Source organism: Halorhabdus sp. SVX81 (assembly GCF_029207715.1).
Lineage (GTDB): Archaea > Halobacteriota > Halobacteria > Halobacteriales > Haloarculaceae > Halorhabdus.
Window position 1 is genome coordinate 2,903,169 of the sequence record NZ_CP104322.1, and the last position, 20,507, is coordinate 2,923,675.

Genomic DNA, 20,507 nt, shown 5'->3' on the forward strand with positions numbered 1-20,507 from the left:
TGGCCTGACCGTGGCCATCTGTACACTCGGCATCGTGTTCTCCTTCGGGGGGGGGCAGCTGTTGGGGGACCCTGGCCCAATATGATTGTCGTCGGGCTGCTCGCGATCCCGATCGTGCTGTACTTCCTCTGGCCGACACTGGATCGACGGCTCACGCGATTTCGGACGCGACAGGACGCCGAATAGCGTCCACCAGGATCCGGGCCGGCAATGACTCACGGGCGTTCCGGGGGACAAAAACGATCGCGTCCTGAAGCCAGCGGGACCAAATATCAGTGCACCGAAAGAAATAATCCAATATACAGCAAACAACTTTCAAGGGATGAATATACCGGACGGGTTCGTCTTCATCATAGCGGGCCTGATGCTTATGTGTATCAATCTCCTGAGAGCGTCCCGATCGGGACAACAGCGAAAGTATCACCTCGTCGCAGCCGCCGGGTTCGCCGCATTCGCGCTCGGGGGATTCACCGGCGGTGTCGCAAAGATCGCAACGATGGGCGTCTCGGTGATCATACTGAGTGCCGCGTTGGTAGTGCAGAAGAGAGAGACAACGAAGACGACGTCGTCGTAGATCAGACTGACAGAGCCACAGGAGGGGGCTACGTACAAACCCGATTTCGGATTGCTGGCCGCCGGACGTCCCACCCGAGATATTCAGCTGGTGAGGCCCGGACATACAATTCCGTCATCCGAGACCCTTTTTGCGCACTGGCCCCATTTTCCGGTCGTCGTGGCGATCACCGACAAGATCTACATCAAGAACCACCGCCAGCTTGTCTCTCAACTAGAGACCTCGTTCCCGAAGAGCGCCTTCGCCGGCGCGACGCTGGACGTCCTCTTTCACGGCGAGAACCTGGGCAAACTCGACGACGCGACCCGTGATCGCGTGCTTGACTTCGCCGAGGACTTCATGGACTGTGACTGCCAGTCGGCCCCCCATTGTGGTCATCCGGAGGAGAAATTCGTCCGCTACCTCCTGGAGTTGCGTGCCGACGGCCTCGGCCCGGACGCTATCGTCGACGTGATGGGCGACGACTACATGCTGTATGCCTATCCCGGCGACGTCCTCTCGTTTCTGGACGGCGCGGTCCGGACGCTGGAAGCCGTCGAATCACTGGCGGACGTCGAGGGAGAGACGGACGCAGCCAGACAGGCCCAAAACAGACGCGAGCAGTTGTTATAGCGGGGTTAAACCGGCTCGTCGAACTCGCCGATCCGATAGGCGGATTCGTCCTCGTCCTCCTCGCCGTCTAGATCTTCGAGCTGAATCACGTCTTCTTCGTCCCCGTTGACCTCCTCCCGGAGCTTTGTCACGTAGCGTTTGTACTCCTCAAGTTGCTCCCGGAGGTGGTCGGATTCGAGTTCGAGACGCTCGTGCTCGCGGATGAACGATTTCGGCACCTCGACTTTCGGCGGGAAGCTCTCGTCGTCGCTTTCGGATTCACCGCTGAGTTCGTGCTCCGGAACGACTTCGACCTTGCCGCTGTGGTCGACGAGCATGTCGACGTAATCCCGGAAGACGGCCGACAGCGAAAGGTCTCGCTCCTCGGCGATCTCTCTCAGGGTCTCGAATTTCTCCTCGCTGACCCGAAAGGAGATGGTCTTGTTCTTGTTACTCATGGTTGGCGACAATCGTTTGCCCACCTACTTAATCATTTGTCAGACGGCGGAGAGAGTCGCCGCGATCTCAGGCCTCAGGTTCGGCCGTCTCCTCTTCCAAGCTCTCTAAGGCCTCGACGACGAGCCGTCGATAGTTCTCGACCGCCGGTTCGTACTCGTCGTGAGCCATCTGGACGTACTCGTCAGCCGCGTAGTCGTCCTGAGTCGGGTCGGCCTCCTGGTAGCCCTGGACGCGCTCGAGCGTCCGTTCGGCCGTCTCGACCACCCAGCGATTCCGGGTCGTCTCGTCGACCGGCGTGATCGACTCCGGCCGGATCGAGACGTTGACCTCGCCGTCGTCGGTCTCGTAGGTCCGGGGCTTGCCGACGATGGAGACGTACGCCGGTGGTTCGAGTTCCCGCAACATCGAGGCGGCGTCGGGCTGGTACTGCCCGGCGTAGGCGAAGTAGGTGTCGCCGTTCGGGTCGACAATCCGGCCCTGCCAATATTCGCTGTCCTCGCCGACGTCCTCGGTCTCGGTCAGCGTGCCGACGACGAAGACGCGATTGGCGCGCTCGCCCGTCGGCAGGAGGACGTACACCGGCGCGCGGTCGTCGTCGCTTTCCTTGAACGTGTAGGTCGCGTCGTTGAACTCGCCCGCGAAGACGCGGCGGGCGACCTCTCGGGTCGGTGTCGCCGCCATTATATCGACCTCGCTTTGATCAGCGTCGCTTCAGGATCGACCGCGTCGGTCAGCGTCTCGACCTCGTCGGCCAGCAGGTACCGCCCGAAGGTCGGCCCCTCGACGCGATAGTACCGCCCCATGATCGTCCCCTGCATCTCCTCGACGACGACGCTCGTATCCAGGGCGTCCATCGCCATGTCCTTGGCCTCTTCTAAGGTGATGCCAGTGAGATTCTCGGTCGCGTCCTGATCGAAGATGACCTCCGTCACGTCCTCGCCGTCGTCGAGGACGCCCTTGATCCGAAGGTCGAACTCGCCCTCGACTTCGCCGTGTTCGCTACACCGGCCGTTCTGGAGGACGCGCGTGCAGTCCTCGTCGGGACAGCGCTTGATCAGCCCGCTGCCGCTCTGGATGTCGACTAAGGCCCCCTCGACCTCGAGGGCGTCGTCGCCGACCTCGATCTCCTCGTCGGTCTCCTCGATCACCGTCGTCCGGTTGAGTTTGACCGAGAACCGGCCCTGGTACTCGTCGGTGACGACGTTCCGGAGGTGGTAGGTCGCGCCCTCGTCGAGTTCGGGGAGGTCGGATTTGGACCACTTGGTGAACTTGATCGTCCCGGTCTCGTCGCCCAGCAGACCGACCTGGGCGACGGCGTCGCTCCGGGGCTCCCAGAGCTCGACGACCTTTGCCGTCATGTCGACCCACTCCTCGGGCGCGTCGACATCGGCAGCCTGGACGGTCTCGTTACCGCCGCTGCCGCCGCCGATGTCCTCGCGATCCAGCCCCGCCTCGTCGAGGTAGGAGTTGGTGACGCTCCGACGGGCTTCACTGATCGGTACCTGGTACTCGTTGACCAGCGTGTCGAGTCGTTCCTCGACATCGTCGACACTGACGTCTAGCTGGTCTGTGAACTGCTCGTGTATCTCTTCCGCGTGGGTATGCAAATCCGTCATGGCTGTGCTGTCTCCGCGTGTTTTCGATGGGAGACGATTGACAGTTGGTCGGCCTCCTATATAAAGTCGCGGCGACCGCGGCGGAAGTGAAACAGTAGGGGGAGGGTTAGCAGCCCGGTTTCCCGAGAGAAGATTCATAGGAAGGGAGTTCACAGCCCAACCATGGCCGAGGACGGGCAGCGGCTCCCGCAGTTCCTGCGATCGGGTATCGAGTCCGCCGGCCGGCAACTGGCCGAGGCCAGGCGTGCCTACGAAAGCGCAAAGCACGCGGCCCGGAGTGATCTCCCGCTCGCCGAGGACGGGCGGGCGCGGATCGTCTGCCGGCGACACGCCGAGCGGCGGGCCGTCCGGGTGGACGGGAGCGGTCGCCCGGAGTGCGTCGATCCGGAGCACCCTGACTGCCAGGGATGCGTCGAGGACGTGCGGGCGGGGACCATCGAAACGTGGGAACCGAACGACTCTCGGTGACCGACCGGCTCGAAACCCGGATGACTACATCGCGTGCAATCGTGGATGAGTCATTATAAGGGGTGGCTGAATATCACGTGTCATGACAGCGGACGCAAGTGCGATCACGGCAAGGGGAGTGACAAAACGCTACGGGGCGACGGTCGCCGTCGACGGGCTGGATCTCGACGTGCCCGCGGGCGTCGTCTACGGCTTTCTTGGCCCCAACGGCGCGGGGAAGACCACGACGATGCGGATTTTGACGGGATTGATCGAACCGACGAACGGCGACGGGTTCGTCGACGGCGTCCACTGTACCGACCGATCGAGCCTCGTCGAGCACATCGGGCTCCTCCCGGAGGAGCCGCCGGTGTACCGGGAGTTGACCGGTCGTGAACAGTTGCACTTTGCCGCGGATCTGCGGGGGATCCCCTGGAACCGCGTCGAAGACCGGGCGCTCGACATAGCTGAGTCGCTGGATCTCGCGGCGGATCTGGACCGGCGGATCGACGGCTACTCCAAGGGGATGAAACAGAAGACGGCATTTATCCAGGCCGTCCAGCACGATCCCGCCGTGGTGTTCCTCGATGAGCCGACATCCGGCCTCGACCCGCGGGCGGCCAAGACCCTCCGAGAGTTGATCGTCGACCTGGCCGCCGGTGACACGACGGTATTCCTCTCGACGCACATCCTTCCCGTCGTCGAGGAGATCGCCGACCGGGTGGGCGTCCTCTACGACGGCCGACTGGTCTCGGAGGGGTCGCCCGACGGGCTCGCCGCAGCGGCCGACGAAAACGGCGAGGCCGACCTCGAGGACGCGTTCCTGGAGCTGACCGCTGATCCCGAGAGAGCCTGGCAATGACGGGGCGCGAGCGATCGAGACGGGAGGTCTGGCGAGGGGCGTGGACGCTCTCCCGGACGGAGTTGCGCACGACGATCCGGAACGTGCGTGGAAACGGCCGACAGCTCGTGGGATTCGCAGTTATCGGCCTGATGGTGTTCGGGTTTCCGCTGGTGCTGTGGGAACAGACGGCCGGGTTCGGTCGGAATGTCGCGACCGGGTCGCCGCCGATCGGCACGCTCGCCGCGAGTTACCTCGGGGTCGCGTTCGCGGGCGGCTACGTGGGGTTCGTGGGCGGGTTCAACCAGTCGCGAGTCGGCGTCGTCGGCCCCCTGGTCAGGACGTCGATCCCGCCGACGGCGGTGTCGATCGGGCGCTTTCTCACGCGAACGATCGAGGGCTTCGCCGGGTTCGTTCCGGCGGGGATCGTGGTGCTCGCCGGCGTCGGCGTCGGTGCCGGGAGCATGCTCGTCCCCATGCTCGTCGGCCTCGGTTCCCTGCCGCTGGTGGGAACGGGACTGATGGCTGGTCGACTCGTCGGTGACACCGCTCGCTACCTCAACGAGCGTGTACAGTTGTCGCTGTGGGTTCGGGCGGGGCTGTTCCTTGGCCTCACGATCGCCGTCTTCGTCGGAACCCAGGCGGTGTTGGCCCCAGTCTTCGAGGGAGGGGATGGGTTCGGACCCGGCTCGATCGGCGCGATACTGCCCGGCAATCCGGTCCAGGCCTACGCTGGTCTCGTGCTCGCTCCCCTGGGCGGGACAGTCACGGCGGTCGGCGTCGTCATCGCCGGCGTGCTCGCCGTTGTCGTCCCGCTCGGGTTCGTCGTCACGATCCGGCTGGAGACGCTGTTGCTCGTCCGGAACGTTGGTGGCGATAGCTCGACCACGCGTGTGGCGGGGACCCACGGCGTCCCCTGGCTGTTCAACCGTACGCCCTCGGCACGCATCGCCTGGCGGTACCTGCTCCGAACGCGGCGCGACCCGCGGACGCTCGCCCATCTCACGCCCGTGTTGTTCGGCGCGCTGGGGATGAGCGGAACGGTACTCGAAGACCCCCACACATTGCTGTCGATCGGTCCACCGGCGGCCGTCATCGCCGGGGCCATCCTCGCGGGTGGCGCGTACTGTCTCAATCCACTCGGCGACGACCGCGATCAGCTCCCGTTGCTGTTTTCGAGCACGTCGTCGGTCGTCCCGCTGCTCCGAGGGCGAATGCTTGCCGGGATCGTGCTGGGGTTGATCGTCGGGCTCGGCGTTGGGACCCCGCTCGCGCTGGCCGAACACGAGCCGGCGTTCATCGTCGGCCAGATACTGCTGGCCGTGGTGCTCGCCGTCGCTTCGACGGGGGTCGCACTCGGCCTGGGCGCGGCCGTCCCGAAGTTCGAACGCCGCGAGTACATGAACGTCGAGCGAGCCCACCCCTCGCTCGTGGTCACGATGATCTTCTTCATGGGCGGCCTGCTCGTCGGCGCAATCGGGTTCGTCCTCCTGTGGGTCGCGATCACGGACCATCTCGTCGGCGGGGTCCTTGCCCTCGTGGGGTATACAGCGGTCCTGGGTCTCGTCGCTGCCGGCGGGTACTGGTACGCCATCCGGCGGTTTCGAACGCTGACACTCGACAGGTTGTGAACGCAAGCGGACACGGGACCCGAGGACCCCGTCCCGGAAGTTAGAATAGGGCACCCGGAGAACCCGCGTGTATGCGTGGGTTCGTCTGGTTCTGGTTGTTCGCCCTGTCGGTCCTTGCGGCACTGAGTGCGATCGTCGTCCTGATCGTCGACTTCTTCTACCCGAACCCGCCGTGGGGCGGGATGCCGCCGATCGGCTACGTCGTCGCGATGGGCGTTGCCCTCATCGCCCTCGGCGTAATGCTCACGCTCTCGATGACCAGGCCCGACGGCCGCTGAAGCGGTGACGGCTGATCAACTCCGCATCCACAACTGGGTCAACTCCGCATCGACCCGCCGTCGATCGGAACGGCTGCGCCCGTCACGAAACTCGCCCGGGGACTCAAGAGAAAGGCCACGACGTCGCCGAGTTCCCGCGGCTCGCCGATGCGGCCCATCGGAACGTCCGCCGCCCAGTCGTCGTAGCCCTCCCCGTAGGAATCGTATTCGCCACGCTCGACGGCATCGTCGATCAACTCCTCGATGCGGGCCGTCTCGTGGGCCCCCGGTAGGACGGCGTTGACGCGAACGTCCGGCGCGAACTCTCGGGCCTGGGTCTTCATCAGCCCGATGACCGCCCGCCGGACGGCGTTCGAGAGCACGAGGTCGTCGATGACCTCTCGGACCGACCGGGACGTGATATTGACGATCGAGCCCGCGTCGCTCTCTTTGAGGTGGGGGTAGGCGGCCCGCGTCGTCCGGACGGCGCTCATCACCAACAGGTCGTAGGCGTCGTACCAGGCATCGGTCGGGGTGTCGAGAAAGGAACCGCTCGGCGGTCCGCCGGCGCTCGTAACCAGGTGATCCAGCCCGCCAAAGGTCTCGACGGTCTCCGCAACGAGTGCCTCGACGTGATCGGGATCGGTGATGTCGGCCTCGATCGCCCGGACATCGCCCGGCCCTGCCGCCGCGAGTTGCTCGCGGGCGGATTCCAGCCGTGATTCGGTTCGGCCACAGACGACGACGTTCGCACCTTCCGCGGCGAGTGCCTTGGCGCTCGCGAGTCCGAGGCCGCTAGTTGCGGCCGTCGCCACCGCGACGTTGCCCTCGAGTTCAAGATCCATATCCAGACGTACGTCGCCGAGGAGAAAAGCGTCACGAGCGATGCGTCAGCTGATAGATCGACTGCAAGAACGGAGATCGACGGACTGCCAGCCCGGCCGTCAGCTGCCCCAGAAGTTGTCCCGACTGCCGAGCTCGGGCCGGTCCGGCCCGTCGTCGCGGCCGTCCCCGTCGTCGGAAGACTCCTCGTCGCTGGATTCACCGGCCTCGTCGCCGTCCTCGCCCTCGGATTCCTCCGGATCGAGTTCGAGGCGTTCGACTTCCTCGGCCCGGGCGTGGTTCGAGTGGACAGTCGTCACGCGAACTTTGGCGCGAGCCTCGGGCAGGACGCCGTCGATCAGGAGGATGAAGCCGTCCTCGGTTCGACCGACGCCAGCCCCGCTCTCGTGGATGTCCTCGACAGTGACGACCACTTCTTCGCCCGGCTGGACCGGCTGGGATTTGAGGTCGGAAATCGGCTGGTTGTAGTGGTTGCACCACTCGGCCCCGCCGCGGTCGCCGTAGTGGGTACACCCCATCCCCTCGATCCGCTCGGTGAACTCGGGGCAATCGTCGGCGAGTGGACAGTCCGCCATGCTGAATCGGCGTAGTTGGTGGGCAAGCAAAACGTTTGCGTCTGGTCACCCGCTGAGGAAGGAACGAGATTCAAGGACGAACACAACCGGTGTCCGAAGAGAGAATACCGCTCCCAGCCGCTGGGAGCGGTCTGGACTGACGAGTATCCTCCGTATCAGCAACTGGAGCGAGAGCATCGAATAGTTTCTCACGATGAAGAATCCGTCTCAGCAGATGGTATCCAAACCAACCAAGCGAAGTGTCTCTGATCATAGCTGGGGACGGAAATCACAGAGGTCCGCGGACGTTCCAAGCAGGACTTGCAACACCCCACTCGCAACGATTTTTGCGATCATTGAACCGCACAGGAGCCCAACTCATGGAGTTCTCGACTGCTTCGCTGCCGTGTTTTTCGCCAATCTGCGTAGAGCAGTAGCTGTATTACCGTCGATGCGGCCGTTGGCATGGCAGGGGCTTCCCGGAATTGTCTCGTAGCTCTTTCCTACCTTTCAGAAATCACTCGGTATCAAATGGATTTACCTCAGCGCGGGCGAATACGGGGTACGAACCGTAACTAATTTGACCTTATAAACATACAAAAAGACGCATGTCATACACATCCCCGATCTTGCAAGTCATAACCGGGACCATAGTAATCATCACGTTGACATACAGCGGTCCGACTACTGGCGACCATATCTCGGTATTTCTTTTCTTTGGTGGTATATTCGCCCTTGGGATGTTCGTCGCAGTCCACGGCCTGTTCCAGGGTATTGAGGCCGCGGTTGCCGCTGCTATAGAGACGGACGAGAAAGAAACTGGGGCCGAATGAAAGAAGGCACTTCCATGTGGACATGCTAAGTTTAAGACCGAGCGCAAATAAACCGACGAAGACTCACCCAACCCATTTTGGCATTCAAAATATATTAATCGTTATTAATATCTAATGGCTCGTAGCCATCTCCTCGCGGTATTTTTATCAGCCAATTACCGACAATGCAGGCTACAACGAGAGAACCAATGTCGCCACGCCGTAGGAAACCACGGTCAATGCGACGACGCTTACCGATGCCGCCATCGCAACGGGTGTCCCCACGATCACGCCACCGAGATCCGTAATGCCAACACGACGACTATCTCAACCATCCCCAACGATACACTAGCAGTCTAATAGCTCAGTGTCTGACAAGAATTAGCTGACACCGCTTTCATGCCGGTCGAATTATCCAATAGGTAAGTCTAGCAGACCGCGGCAGGCCGACTACTCAACGTGGAGCGTAAAAGCATCGTTACGAGGTATCAAGATCGGACAGGAAACGACCGACCAGACCTCTGGGGGGCGGTCAATCAAAGTTACGTGTTTATCAAACAACCGTGTTGCAAAAATCTTGTTCAATAGGACGGATACCATAGATGTCCTGGTAGTAGCAGTGGACGTAGACGCGCATCATCCCTAGTGATTTATAATCATTTAATCCCTCAACACAGACGGTACGAATACGTCGAACTCTTTGAGAAACTCGAAAGAGAAGTACTCAAACAGGGTAGAGTCTCTACCTTCACGACATTGAAAATTGAATCTGCCAAAGGGTTATCTTATAGCGTCGCTGAACTCATTCAGATCAGCGTTCACTCTGCTTTTTGATGTGCTACGTTCTATTGCACCTCTCCTAAACCGGCCTCTCAAAACCATCTACGGTATGGGAATTAGATATAAGGACAAACAAGAATGCAAAAGCAAAAACATTATAGTAGAGTCTGTTTTCATTCTGAATATGAAGCGCAGAACCTACCTCAAGGGTATCACAGCATCAACTAGCCTACTCGGACTTTCTGGATTTGGCCAAACACTCGGCAAAAGTAGGAAAAATACAAACAACTTAGAAGAAATACAGGTATTAAAAGGAACAGAGGACGATCCAATCAGTTCAAAAGCGATCCAAAATGCGAACCAAAAGATCCGAAATGGTAGAAAAAGGAACCACAGTGTCCGAAATAATACAAAGAGTGCCCAATCGATCAAAAACAATAGAAGACTCGTGTTGCCGAATCCGAGAATTCCAGACAGCCGAAAGACAGTGAGCTATATGATTGGAACAACCGCGTCTGGACAAGTCAAATACTTCTGCGGAACGGTTCCCAAAGGCAATCATCACTCAAAGGCTGCAAAAGCCAATCATGAAAAGATGGACCAGTACGTTACTGAAGTCAGTTCTACTGATTCATTTGCAACCAATTCTGTCAGTTCGCAAAGTACTTGTTCAGATGAGGGGATCCCCAGTATGGCCCAGATGGATGGTTCAAAACAAGCAGTAGAAGGATTTGGCTGCCCACAGATTGGAGGGCGAAGAATTGACGAAGGTTCATCTGACGGGTCTGACTCTTACAAGGATACTATGTCTGAAGGTGAAGTTACTGTAGAAGAAAAATTCTACCACGACTATTTGGAGGGTTACGATGATGAAACAGCAGACCAGTGGTGTGGGGCCCTTACCGCAGTTAGAGCTACTCCTGGTTCTGAGTTAACTTCTTCATCGGCTAATGACGAATTCGTCCTCGGACATTGCAATACATCCCATAATTGGGATCAAAATGCCTACATGAGTCCGGAATCAGGCCGTGATGATCAATCTAATGCAATATATGGAAACAATAAAAATTCAGGAGGTACCAAAATATCCTCCGTGAGTATTTCTGCCGGCCCAAAGAGCTTCGGATTCGGAATTGGCTGGACGCCGGAAGATTCGAAAATCACCACTAGCATTGACTCTAGCCGTGCAAGGTGGGAAGTCAATTATAATAATCCTCGAGCTCGAACAGCAACCCACACTTGGGGGAGTATCTGTCAGTATGAAGAGAAAGCAAATAGTGGCGATAAAGTCTTAACTTCTCGTGTTGACACCGAATTTCAAGACTTTATTGGGCCCTTTTTGATTTCAAGAGGGAACAGTCACACCGAGGTAGACTATACATTTGGTTGAAATTATCAGATAATTGAATATGGCCAATATTAAAATTCTCTTAAAAAGAGACCCCATTACATCATCTATATTATATTTATAGACAACATTATTTAGAAATACTTAATATGTGCCAACATATTATCCAGGATATGAGTGAAAGAACTCATGACCGGCGAACAATAGTTAAAAATCTTGGAGTTGTTGGCGCCGCTGGTGTTCTGTCTGCAACGACTGCAATAGCAGCGTCTCGTAGAAAAGTTGAGTTCGGCGCTAAATATGCCGGCAACAAAATTGACTTTGAAGCTTGGTTTACATCAACTGATGTTGAGGGTGAAAATGCCATTGCTCGAAACAATGAAATTGGTACCAAAAGTAAAAATGAGGACTCTTATGGCTATATTAGCGTAAGCACTTCCTCAGAAAACTCGTGCCAGTATTCTATTCCTAGCGACTCGTTTATTCACCTTATTAGAGTGAATTCGGGAGAGCTTGAGTTCGAAACTGGAGATGTGCCCGACTCCGATACTGAATCTGATGTAGAAATCGGGTCCATGAGTGGAGATCGAACACGTTATCATGTTTCCGTTGCAGGTGATATTTCTCCTCGGGATAACGTTGAAAATACATTCTTGATTGGTCAAGATGGTATAGTAACTGATGTGAATGGTAATAGGCGAATGAATGGAAACGTAACAGACGGCGAAGACACTTATGATATAAGTGGTCAATTCGTGCAAATGAACCTAGAACCAGATATCCAACTAGAGCGATACGCATGAGATATTGATTATTCAGAAGCCAGTTGTGCAAAATAGGTGAAGTCCAGATACAGTAGTTCAATGCGAACGTGAATGTTTTGAGCCAGTCGTTGGGCGTATTTTCACCAGAATGGCAGAAAAAGTTTGAGAATATAGTAATTCGATATGTTACCTCGCGAAGGACACGTTCGACACTGTTCCGAATTCCATTATGTTCATATCTATAATTGTGGGCGTACGGTTGCAGGCATCTTTCAAAAGTGGGAAGCATTGAAAAATTACGGTCTCGTCAACATCGTGCTACCCACGCATTCTGAAGAACGAGTTAGCAATGACTGATTTAATTGTTGGCTCAACCGCTGAAGTGGTGTATTCGTTTCTGAATCGACGACAGATTACAGCCAGTATCGCTCGTCATCGGATCGGATTGTCGGTTGCAACGGAATTGGATTACTGGCCAGTTTCGAGCTGTAAAACGGCTTTGTGAGGATAGTGTGAACACTTGAATGAGCGTGTTGGACCCCGAGTAACCCCAAAATATGAACAGTATTCGAAACGGGTACTCAAGCAAGGTGTGACTAAACACGCAGCTTCAACAGAAATTGCTGTGTCGCTTCTCGCTCCACAAACCGAAGTCGATCTTATCGATATTCACATTTGGCAGGTATTTTCGGGCTCAAGTACCGTGAAAGCGCACACCTCAGACGTCAATCCGTATCTGAGCACTGCCGGTGACCCATCCTGTCTCGGATTGATTTTTCGGGAGACACCGTCGATCTACTCCCCGGACGTCGAGACGTCTTCGCCCGCGCCATCAGCGTCGATCGTCAGCGTCCGGTCGGTCTCGATCGATTCGATCCCGTCGATCTCGCAGATCGCTCCGACGGCAGTTTGAGGGACGGAAACGGCCAGTGTCTCGAACTCCAGGCTCTCCTCGATCGTCCCACCGACAGTTTCGATCCGGTCGCGGATCGCGGTGACGTCGTCAGCCGCACGGACCAGTAGCGTGACCGATTCGTCCTCGGCCGGGTGCTCACGGATCGACCGGACAGCCGGAGAGACGTACATATGGGATCGATACGCCGGCGCTCACTTCGGTGCTTCGCTGACAATCAGGTGATCTCCTCGGCCGGCCCACATTCGACGAGGATTTCTGTCGAGTCCAATACGCTGCCATCAGCCGAGCGCACTTCGATATCGAATCTCGTCGGCTCTTCGTGTTGAAACGTGAGTTCACCCGCTTGGCTGTTCCAGGGTTGGCGGGCAAGGACTTCCCCGTCGGCGACAATGACAGTAGAGACGCCGGAGTGGTTCGTTTCGAGGGCGTAATACACGGACACTGTCGTCTCGTTAGCCCGAATCATTTCGATGCTCAACGTCTCACCGGTTTGCCCACGGTTCGACGCGCCACATAGTGTCCCCTCCTCGGACCCGCCGGTCCCCTCGACTGGAGATCTGAGATAAACGTATACACCTACTCCGCCAGCGACTGTCGCGCCGGCTGACGCCAAGAGTTGCCTTCTAGTAACCATTGCTTTACAGTCGTTAGTACACTTCCTGGGTGGGATACATATAATTTTTTATTTATATTTCGATAATTTGATTCCACAGTAGTGGTGTCGCAGGTCGGCCGACAACCCGGCGCCCCAAAGTTAACTACGTCGGGGTCGTGACTCCATCGCATGGACGTTCGTGAGGCGGTCGAAGCCGATGCCGATGCCCTGGCGGCACTTGCTGACTCGCCAGTGGACGTGATGCGAAATCTCGTCCACGACCGGACGGTCCGGGTCGCCATCGATCCCGACGCGATCGAAAGTGGGCCAGGGGGTGATGTCGAGCACGACGGCAATACCCAAGACGACGAATCGTCGTCGATCGTCGGATTCGTGAGCTTCGACGCTCGCGACGAGACAGTCTACGTCACGCAACTCGCCGGCTCCGAGGGGGCGTGTGCGCGACTGCTCGAGGAGCCGGTCCGGTTCGCCCGTGGGGAAGCGATGGCCGTCGAACTGCTCGTGCCTGACGGCGAAGCTGCCGTCAAAAACGCCGCCGAGGCGGCTGACTTCGCCACCGCAGGCTCCGGCCCGCGGTTCTCCGGGCAGCCGACGACACGCTACCGGCTGGAACCTGACCCCGACGCGACGTGAGTGTCCGGCTGCAGTGCCCGCCGGTCGCTACATGAAGTCGCCGATCCCCGTCTGCCTGCTCGTATCGTCCTCGAAGACGCGCTTGATCGCGCGATCCAAGATCTCCAAGCGCTGTTTGGTGTACTCCCGGGCTCCGAACTCCTCGGCCACGCGCGTGGCCGTGTCGATGTACTTGTTGACCGACCCCTCGTGGACGGTCAGGTTCACGTCGCCGCCACACTCCCGACAGGTGCCGGTGAGGGGCATCCGGCGGTACTTCTCGCCACATCCGAGACACCGGACATCCTGCCGCGAGAAGGCTCGCAGGTTGCCGATCAGGTCCGGCAGGAAGTGATACTCGATGATACGCTCGGCGACGTCGGTCTCGTCGACCGCCCTGAGTTTGCGAGAGATCTCGAGCTGGGCGTCCATCTTGTCCTCCATCGATCCCAGGGTCTTGTACGCCGAGAGATCCGGCCCGAGCGCGATATTGCTGGTGTCGTGGGTGTGGGCGAATCCAGTGTATTCGTCCTCAGTGCCCAGGGTGTCCTCGGCAATCTTGACGTCGACATCTTCGGGGTGGGCCATCTCGCGGGTGGCCTCGTAAAGTTCCAGTGGATACTGCTCGACGATGTCGATATTGTGGGCCTCGTCGTCGATCTCGGCCGGGTCGATCCGGGAAGACATGACCAGGGGCGCGTCCATTCGGCCGCCTCGCTGATTTGGTAAGTACTTGACACTAAAGTTCAAGAGTCCATCAAGGAGAAGCATTACACAATCTTCATCTCCGTCACAATTCCGGCGCTTCGCGGCGTGAAAGTACGGATGGGCGTACCCGACAGCAGCCGAGGTGAAGCCGATGACGCGGCCGACGGTCGCCGCGCTGGTGTGGGGAGCCATCCCGAAGACGAGTTCGCCGATGAGGTCGTCGCGGTCGTCGAGTTCGTAGTAGGGATCGAGACCGTAGTAGGATTCGAGGAGGTCGTCGATGAAGTCCGCCGTCTTGAGCATGTGCTCGGCCGCGCCGTTCGAGAGGACGACGTCCTGAACGTTCAACTCGACGAGTTGATCGTCGTGGACGAGCGGATCGCCGCGGATGTCTGCCTCGTAGCCCAGCTCGCGGAACTGCTCGACGGTGACGTCGAGTTCGGCCGGCCGGACCGACGTGACCGGAAGGTCGGTCATGTCATAGCGGACCGTCCCGTCCTTGAATGCACTAATGTCGTGTTTGGCCCGAAGCACGCCTTTCTCCATCGGCTCGGGGGTTTTCTCCTTCGAGGTCAGCCCTTTGACGCCCTTGAGCACGTCAAAGGCGACCTCGCGCTCGCCCACGTTGTCCATGGCCTGCTGGTAGACCTCGCCGACGTCGATCGTCGTCATTCTCGTCGGTGAGGCAAGCGTCTCACACCGCGGGCACTCGGCGCGGCCGGACTCGTCGGGGTCGACCTCGCGGTCGCAGTCCGGGCAGACGTAGACCGTCTCGGTGGTCCCACCGCAGTCGGGACACCGTGCCCGGTAGGTCTCCGTCCTACAGTCGACACAGCGCCGGCGGCCCACTTCCAGATCGACCTCGCCGGGTGCGTCACCCATCTCGTCGGCGTGACCCGCCGCCTTCGCGACGTCGCGCTGATTGCCGCCCGCTTCGCCGATCGGGAACAACGTGTGCACTGCCGGGGAGAGTTCCCGTTCCTCGGACTTCTCGGGGCGGCCCATCCGGTTGCCGATCCGGGTCGGCGCTCGCTCCCGGACATCGAAGGGGGCGATCTCGTTGACGGCCTCGATGGCGTTCTCCCCATCGTCGTACGTGCGGGCGCGCTCCGAGAGGTCCTCGATCGTCCACGTCCGCGTCAGATCGTCGTCAAAGCCCAGCGTCTCGACGAGCGGTCGCCAGGTCGGGACGATAAGCGAGGCCTCGGTCTGGGTGTGTTCGACCAGCAGGGATTCGAGGGTCCGCGTGGCGGTCTCACTCCGCGGGAGGACGAGATCGCCGGTCGTCGTCTCCGCTGATACGTCCCGGGCAGGTGGATCGGCGGCTGCACCGTCGCCAGTGACGATCTCGCCGTCGGCGATCGCGTCGGCCAGCGCGTCGATCGCTTCGACGCTCACGTCGTGATAGACGTAAGTGTATTTCGGGTGCAGCGGGGCATTATACTCCCGTGCCCACTCGAGAGCCTTGGCCGGCGTCGGCTCGTCGAGGTCGATCCCGACGGAGTCCGCCATCGCCTGGACGTCGGCGCCGGCGGCCTCGAATTCCTGGATCCACCACTCGACGGTGTAGGAGGCCGGCGCAAGCGGATGGTTGTTCTCGATGAACTCGCCGTAGTTGACGAGATACTCCCCGAGATCCAGGACCGACTCGACGCCGTTGCGGACTTCCTTGGCCTCTTCGGGGTCGTCGATCCGCCGGACGTCACCGTTGGCGAGTCGAACTGTCGGTCCCTCGATGGTGTCGACTGGAACGACGCCGGCGGCCTTCCCCGGGCGCTCGGTCTTGATCTGGGTGCCCGTCGCGAGGAAGTCGTCGACGAGGTGCATCGTTGCCGGGTGGACGCCCGCCGTCGCGTTGCCGTGGTTTCTGGCGCGGCCGTAGCGCAGTCGAAACCCACCCGATTCGCTCGGATGCGAGAAGACTGGCCGACCCGCGATGAGGTCCCGGAGGTACTTCTTCGAGGGGTCGGCTCTTGGTGGCCCCTCGGTTTCGCCTGGAGCGTCCTCGCCGTCGTCGGCCTCGTCGCTCGCTTCACTCGTGTCGGCCTCCTCGGCCTCGGCGTCCTCGTCGTCGCCGATCGTCCCGTCGATGAGGTCCTGGAGCCACGGCCACTCGACCTCGTCGAGTTGGCGGGTGTACCGTTGGATCTTCGGGGCTTTCAGCGCGATCCCCTCGGCCATAACCAGGCACATCCCGCCCCTGGCGCTGTTGGAGTCGACGCGTTCGAGGTCCCGGTAGCCCGAAACCTCCTCGTCGCCGGTGGCCTCGCCGTCGAGCATGATCGGCATGTTTTCGGCGATGTGACGGGTCTCCTTGTCCTTCGGCGAGTACTGGAGGCCGGTGTCCTCGTCGTAGAGCTCGATCTCCTCGACGTAGCGACCGATCTCCTCTTCCCGGGCGTGGTACTCTTCGATGTCCAGCAGCGTTCGCGCGTAGTCGGCCACGAGGACCGAGAGCGCCTGGGCAGTCCCGCCGGCGGAGCGGATCGGGCCGGCGTAGTAGACGTTGACGAACTGGGTACCGTCGTCGTTGTCGAGGAGTTCGACGCGATCGATCCCCTCGATCGGCGCGGCGACGACCCCCTCGGTGAGAAGGGCGACGGCCGTCCGGACCGCGCCCTCGATCTTGCCCGCCTTCGTGTCGTAGTCGCCGACAGTCCCCTCGACGAAGTCCTCGACCAGGGCGAGGGCGGCCTCCTCGCGGGACATCTCGCCTTCGAGGTCACGGACGCGCTCGGCCACCCCGTCGATGCCGAGGATGTTCTCGACGCGGTCGGCCATGTCCTTGGCGACCGGGATCTCGACGTCGGTCGTCGGATCGCCCCCCGCCTCCCGAGCGTTCCGGGCCACGTCCATCGCCCGGTCGAGTTCGTCTTCCAGGCGCGCGAAGTAGCGCTCGTCTTCCTCGCGCATCTACAGCGCCCAGAGATCGCCGCCGGTCGTCTCGTCGGGAACCCGTTCGAGCGATTCCTCGAACGTCCGGACGTACAGTTCACCGATGAACGTCTCCCCCGCGTCGAGGTGGCCGGCGATCGCCGTCCCGTCCTCCCGAGAGAGCACGACGTGCGTGTGCGCGAAGGGATCACCGTCGACATCGAGCGAGATGTTCCCGACGCAGGCCGCGACTTCCAGCGGTTCGTCGAAGACCGTCTCGCGATACGTCTGTTCGTCCTGGTCGTAATACCAGATCGCCGCATTCTGGACGGTTCCGAGGCCGAAGAAGACGGCCGCCTCGATGTCCTCGCTGCGGGCGAACGCCTCGATCTGGCCGCGCCAGTCCTCGCCGTGGGTCAGGCTGGCGACGAACTCACGCGATCCGGTGAGCTCCCGGTAGTTCATGTGTCTACCCACGGCGACGAAGACAAAAAGGATTGCTCACGGGCCGCGGCGGCGGGGGCTAGCCGATCACAAAGTCCCCGACCACGTTCAGTCCCGCCAGGTGTCAGGGACCTGGATCTGGTAGCGACCGTCCTCCTGAAGCGCGATGATGTACTCCTCGCGCTCGTAGAGCTCCATGAGGTTGAGTTCGTACTGGCCGGGTTCGACGATCCGGATGGACTCGAACTGATCGTTGAGTTCCTCACGTAGTTCGGCAAGGTCGGGGCGGTCTTCGGTCACCGTTCGGGGGTCAGCGGCTGGCTCTTCGCTGGCGATTCCGGCATCGCCACCTGTCGAACCGACGGCCACGTTGCCGGTCGATTCAGGGAGTTCATCCGGCGAGACGACGGCCGACCGGGCCGACGCCTGGGCTTCGTCCTCGATCCCGGCCGTGGGGCCAGTCCCGCTGCGGTTCGATTCGGTGGCCGTATCGGCCCGTGCGCTGTTTCTCGGCGTTCCCCCAGTGACCCCGTCCCCCGTTTCAGGTCGAGCCGTGGACGCTACGTCTTCGGTGTCGGTTGCAGCGCCAGCAACATCGCTCGGCCATGGTGACAGCGGATCAGCCTCGTCGGGATCGACGCCGGTCGCCGGTTTTTCATCACCGCCGATGAAGTTCTTGACCGTCTGGGCCGCGTTGCCGACGGTCCGGGCGACCGAATCCTCGGATTGCGGTCGCTCAGGCGGCTCCGCGTCGGGATCCGGCTCGGAAGCGGTGTCGCTGCCCGGGTGATACTGGAACGTGTTGCCAGCACACTCCGGACAACCCGAGAGCATCTCTGTGGAGCCGTCCTCGAAAACCGTGCCACACTCCGTACACTGGTGGGGCATTATTTCCTGGAGACGAGGGCGCTGATGAGCGTTTCGTCCTTGTGGAGTGTCTCGATCTGGTTGGCCGGCCCGATCACGGTGAGTTTCTTCGTCGACTCCTTGCCCATCAGCCGGTCGAGGAGACTCTTGTCTCTGGCCTCCGACTGGGGGTAGGTCTCGATCTCGATCCCGTTGAACTCGTCCGGACTGATCTCGGTCATCGTCACTTCGATCAACCGTGACTCCTCGTCGGGACTGAGACCCTCCTCTAAGACAACGATGTTGCCGTCACGGACGCCATCCAGAATCATCCGGATCTTCTCCATGCTGGCCATCCCGTCCATCCGCTGGCCGCTGATCAGGTCGATCTGGACACCGTCGCGTGCTTTGTTTGTGACTTCAGCCATCCTCGATCACCCGAAGTACTCCGCGATCTTGTCGTAAACTTCGTCCATGTTGTCGCCTTCGAGCGCGGACAGCGGGACGGTCTCGTGTTGGGGGAAAGCGTTGCTGATCCGCTTGACACTGGAATCATCGAGGTCGATCTTGTTAGCGAAGATCAACACCGGCAGGTCCTGGCTCTCGATGATGCCGATCAACATCGTGTTGACCTGCGTGAAGGGATCCTCGGCGGAATCCAACACGTAGATGACACCGTCGACGTCCTCCCGGAGCCAGTGCATCGCTTCAGCGACACCCTCCGTGGCTTCACGGGATCGACGGACGGCATCGTCTTTCTCCATGTCGTGATCGAGGAACTCGGTGTAGTCGACCTTGGTCGTCACGCCCGGCGTGTCGACGATGTCGATCTGAACCGACTTGCCGTCACGTTCGATCTCGACGTTCTCCTTGCGGCGCGCGCGTCTGGTTTCGTGTGGAACGGCACTTTCCGGCCCAACCGCGTCGCCGGTCCAGTCCCTGGCGATCCGATTCGCCAGGGTGGTCTTGCCGGCGTTGGGCGGTCCGTAGATGCCGATGCGTTTCGGATCCTGTTCTGAGAACAGGCTCGAAGCGGCACGTGAAATGCTGTCTCTGAGTTCTGTGAGCAGGCCCATCCTATCCTCCCGCGCCCGAGCGAATCGGGGCATCTGCGCAAAAGACTTTCCCGAATTCACTTAACTGTACGTCAGACATATATAACGAATTCTGAACGAACTGGCCGTTTCGGCGTACAATCGGTGTCAAACCCACCTTCTGTAATGATTTACTTCGAGAGAGGTATGACAGTAATGCTCCAGTGCCCGCTGTTGGTGGGTTCGGTTCGTGGCTGGATCCAAACCTATCCCGTTGGTGTTTGTTGTGTTTCGGCGTTCATTTTGTCGGCCCTGCTCGTCACTGCCACCAAAATCGCGATAGAGTGTAACTAGCGAATAGTCGCCTACACCCCCCACCCCTTCGTTTCAAGTGGAACCGTGCGAACCACCGGGTGGAGCGTGGGCTGATCGGGACCAGTCGTGGAACGTGGCGAAATCCCGCAGGTTTGCCGGCTTGGCCGCGATCCGACATTGCCGACGGGCGGATATGACGAATTTGTGATGGTGACCCGGTATACAACAGTATATAATGGATTGTGACTCACCCCAATTTCGGGATCATTTCCACTGGAGTCATCGTGCCGATCAGTGCCCTTCGCCATGTGCTTCCTGCTGTAGAATCGGACAGCGAAGATCCGAATTATACGAGTAAAGCAACGAAATGGGACCGATCGCATACTGAAATCCCATGCCAAAGTATCGCCCGGAAAAGCGACCACAAAGCATCGAATCAGGAGACGAAGTGAACACGAAATAAGGTAGAGAGTAGTGAATCAAACCTCTAGTCAGATCTAGTACTTTTATTCTAGCTGTAGCTAGTACTACTTTCCACTAGATATAATATATTAACTCCAAAAGTATATTGATTTGCAGTGCGGTTACTGTTTTAGATACATCCTAATAAAACCCAGCCTTACTA

Annotated in this window: 22 protein-coding genes; 10 read left to right on the plus strand and 12 right to left on the minus strand. The window is 59.5% G+C overall.

Features of this window, described 5'->3' with window-relative positions; all coding sequences use genetic code 11:
* Window positions 1-322: 322 nt before the first annotated feature.
* Complete coding sequence (locus SVXhr_RS14505; protein WP_275738269.1) at window positions 323-574, plus strand: hypothetical protein; 252 nt, start codon at window positions 323-325, stop codon at window positions 572-574.
* A 159-nt stretch (window positions 575-733) separates the two neighbouring features.
* On the plus strand, window positions 734-1,186 hold the full coding sequence (locus tag SVXhr_RS14510) for a DUF5814 domain-containing protein (protein WP_275738271.1): 453 nt from the start codon (window positions 734-736) through the stop codon (window positions 1,184-1,186).
* A gap of 5 nt (window positions 1,187-1,191) precedes the next feature.
* Here SVXhr_RS14510 and SVXhr_RS14515 read toward each other — a convergent pair whose 3' ends face one another.
* The 3 genes from SVXhr_RS14515 to SVXhr_RS14525 form a co-directional block, all read right to left on the minus strand.
* Complete coding sequence (locus SVXhr_RS14515) at window positions 1,192-1,623, minus strand: CopG family transcriptional regulator (protein WP_275738273.1); 432 nt, start codon at window positions 1,621-1,623, stop codon at window positions 1,192-1,194.
* Window positions 1,624-1,690: 67 nt separating this feature from the next.
* Window positions 1,691-2,305, minus strand: coding sequence for a DNA-binding protein (locus SVXhr_RS14520; RefSeq protein ID WP_275738275.1), 615 nt, complete (start codon window positions 2,303-2,305; stop codon window positions 1,691-1,693).
* On the minus strand, window positions 2,305-3,240 hold the full coding sequence (locus SVXhr_RS14525; protein ID WP_275738277.1) for a replication factor A: 936 nt from the start codon (window positions 3,238-3,240) through the stop codon (window positions 2,305-2,307). Before SVXhr_RS14525 ends, SVXhr_RS14520 begins: the two co-directional genes overlap by 1 nt.
* Before the next feature lie 162 nt (window positions 3,241-3,402).
* Between SVXhr_RS14525 and SVXhr_RS14530 the strand changes: the two genes are divergently transcribed.
* From SVXhr_RS14530 to SVXhr_RS14545, 4 genes are all read left to right on the plus strand, one after another.
* Window positions 3,403-3,708 (plus strand): hypothetical protein, encoded by a 306-nt coding sequence (locus SVXhr_RS14530; RefSeq protein WP_275738279.1) that lies wholly within the window; start codon window positions 3,403-3,405, stop codon window positions 3,706-3,708.
* Between the two features lie 82 nt (window positions 3,709-3,790).
* Window positions 3,791-4,549, plus strand: coding sequence for an ABC transporter ATP-binding protein (locus SVXhr_RS14535; RefSeq protein WP_275738281.1), 759 nt, complete (start codon window positions 3,791-3,793; stop codon window positions 4,547-4,549).
* Entirely contained in the window at window positions 4,546-6,159 is a 1,614-nt protein-coding gene (locus SVXhr_RS14540) for a hypothetical protein (protein ID WP_275738283.1), read from the plus strand. The genes SVXhr_RS14535 and SVXhr_RS14540 overlap by 4 nt, the downstream gene beginning before the upstream one ends.
* Before the next feature lie 71 nt (window positions 6,160-6,230).
* Entirely contained in the window at window positions 6,231-6,437 is a 207-nt protein-coding gene (locus SVXhr_RS14545) for a hypothetical protein (protein WP_008526118.1), read from the plus strand.
* Between the two features lie 38 nt (window positions 6,438-6,475).
* Here SVXhr_RS14545 and SVXhr_RS14550 read toward each other — a convergent pair whose 3' ends face one another.
* Window positions 6,476-7,261 carry an SDR family oxidoreductase gene (locus SVXhr_RS14550; protein ID WP_275738289.1) on the minus strand — a complete coding sequence of 262 codons (786 nt, stop codon included), beginning with the start codon at window positions 7,259-7,261 and terminating at the stop codon, window positions 6,476-6,478.
* Window positions 7,262-7,360: 99 nt separating this feature from the next.
* Window positions 7,361-7,834 (minus strand): TRAM domain-containing protein, encoded by a 474-nt coding sequence (locus tag SVXhr_RS14555; protein WP_015789369.1) that lies wholly within the window; start codon window positions 7,832-7,834, stop codon window positions 7,361-7,363.
* Window positions 7,835-8,421: 587 nt separating this feature from the next.
* Between SVXhr_RS14555 and SVXhr_RS14560 the strand changes: the two genes are divergently transcribed.
* The 3 genes from SVXhr_RS14560 to SVXhr_RS14570 all read left to right on the plus strand — a co-directional run bounded on the left by SVXhr_RS14560 (window position 8,422) and on the right by SVXhr_RS14570 (window position 11,556).
* On the plus strand, window positions 8,422-8,646 hold the full coding sequence (locus tag SVXhr_RS14560; protein ID WP_275738292.1) for a hypothetical protein: 225 nt from the start codon (window positions 8,422-8,424) through the stop codon (window positions 8,644-8,646).
* A gap of 943 nt (window positions 8,647-9,589) precedes the next feature.
* Complete coding sequence (locus tag SVXhr_RS14565) at window positions 9,590-10,795, plus strand: hypothetical protein (protein WP_275738294.1); 1,206 nt, start codon at window positions 9,590-9,592, stop codon at window positions 10,793-10,795.
* Window positions 10,796-10,926: 131 nt separating this feature from the next.
* Window positions 10,927-11,556, plus strand: a complete 630-nt coding sequence (locus SVXhr_RS14570; RefSeq protein ID WP_275738296.1) for a hypothetical protein — start codon at window positions 10,927-10,929, stop codon at window positions 11,554-11,556.
* Between the two features lie 756 nt (window positions 11,557-12,312).
* On the opposite strand, the gene SVXhr_RS14575 is transcribed toward SVXhr_RS14570, so the two are convergent.
* Window positions 12,313-12,603, minus strand: coding sequence for a hypothetical protein (locus SVXhr_RS14575; protein WP_275738298.1), 291 nt, complete (start codon window positions 12,601-12,603; stop codon window positions 12,313-12,315).
* A 44-nt stretch (window positions 12,604-12,647) separates the two neighbouring features.
* Complete coding sequence (locus tag SVXhr_RS14580) at window positions 12,648-12,875, minus strand: hypothetical protein (protein WP_275738300.1); 228 nt, start codon at window positions 12,873-12,875, stop codon at window positions 12,648-12,650.
* A gap of 342 nt (window positions 12,876-13,217) precedes the next feature.
* On the opposite strand from SVXhr_RS14580, the gene SVXhr_RS14585 reads away from it, so the two are divergent.
* Window positions 13,218-13,682 (plus strand): hypothetical protein, encoded by a 465-nt coding sequence (locus SVXhr_RS14585; RefSeq protein WP_275738302.1) that lies wholly within the window; start codon window positions 13,218-13,220, stop codon window positions 13,680-13,682.
* Window positions 13,683-13,709: 27 nt separating this feature from the next.
* Here the strand turns inward: SVXhr_RS14585 and SVXhr_RS14590 are convergent, their stop codons facing one another.
* The 5 genes from SVXhr_RS14590 to SVXhr_RS14610 all read right to left on the minus strand — a co-directional run bounded on the left by SVXhr_RS14590 (window position 13,710) and on the right by SVXhr_RS14610 (window position 19,609).
* Window positions 13,710-17,282: a DNA polymerase II large subunit gene (locus SVXhr_RS14590; protein ID WP_275738303.1), complete on the minus strand. Its 3,573-nt coding sequence runs from the start codon at window positions 17,280-17,282 to the stop codon at window positions 13,710-13,712.
* Window positions 17,283-17,708: a PPC domain-containing DNA-binding protein gene (locus SVXhr_RS14595; RefSeq protein WP_275738305.1), complete on the minus strand. Its 426-nt coding sequence runs from the start codon at window positions 17,706-17,708 to the stop codon at window positions 17,283-17,285.
* Between the two features lie 87 nt (window positions 17,709-17,795).
* Window positions 17,796-18,575, minus strand: a complete 780-nt coding sequence (locus tag SVXhr_RS14600; protein WP_275738307.1) for a Zn-ribbon containing protein — start codon at window positions 18,573-18,575, stop codon at window positions 17,796-17,798.
* Window positions 18,575-18,961 carry a DUF2073 domain-containing protein gene (locus SVXhr_RS14605; protein WP_275738309.1) on the minus strand — a complete coding sequence of 129 codons (387 nt, stop codon included), beginning with the start codon at window positions 18,959-18,961 and terminating at the stop codon, window positions 18,575-18,577. Before SVXhr_RS14605 ends, SVXhr_RS14600 begins: the two co-directional genes overlap by 1 nt.
* A gap of 6 nt (window positions 18,962-18,967) precedes the next feature.
* Window positions 18,968-19,609, minus strand: a complete 642-nt coding sequence (locus SVXhr_RS14610) for a GTP-binding protein (protein WP_275740962.1) — start codon at window positions 19,607-19,609, stop codon at window positions 18,968-18,970.
* Window positions 19,610-20,507: the final 898 nt, after the last annotated feature.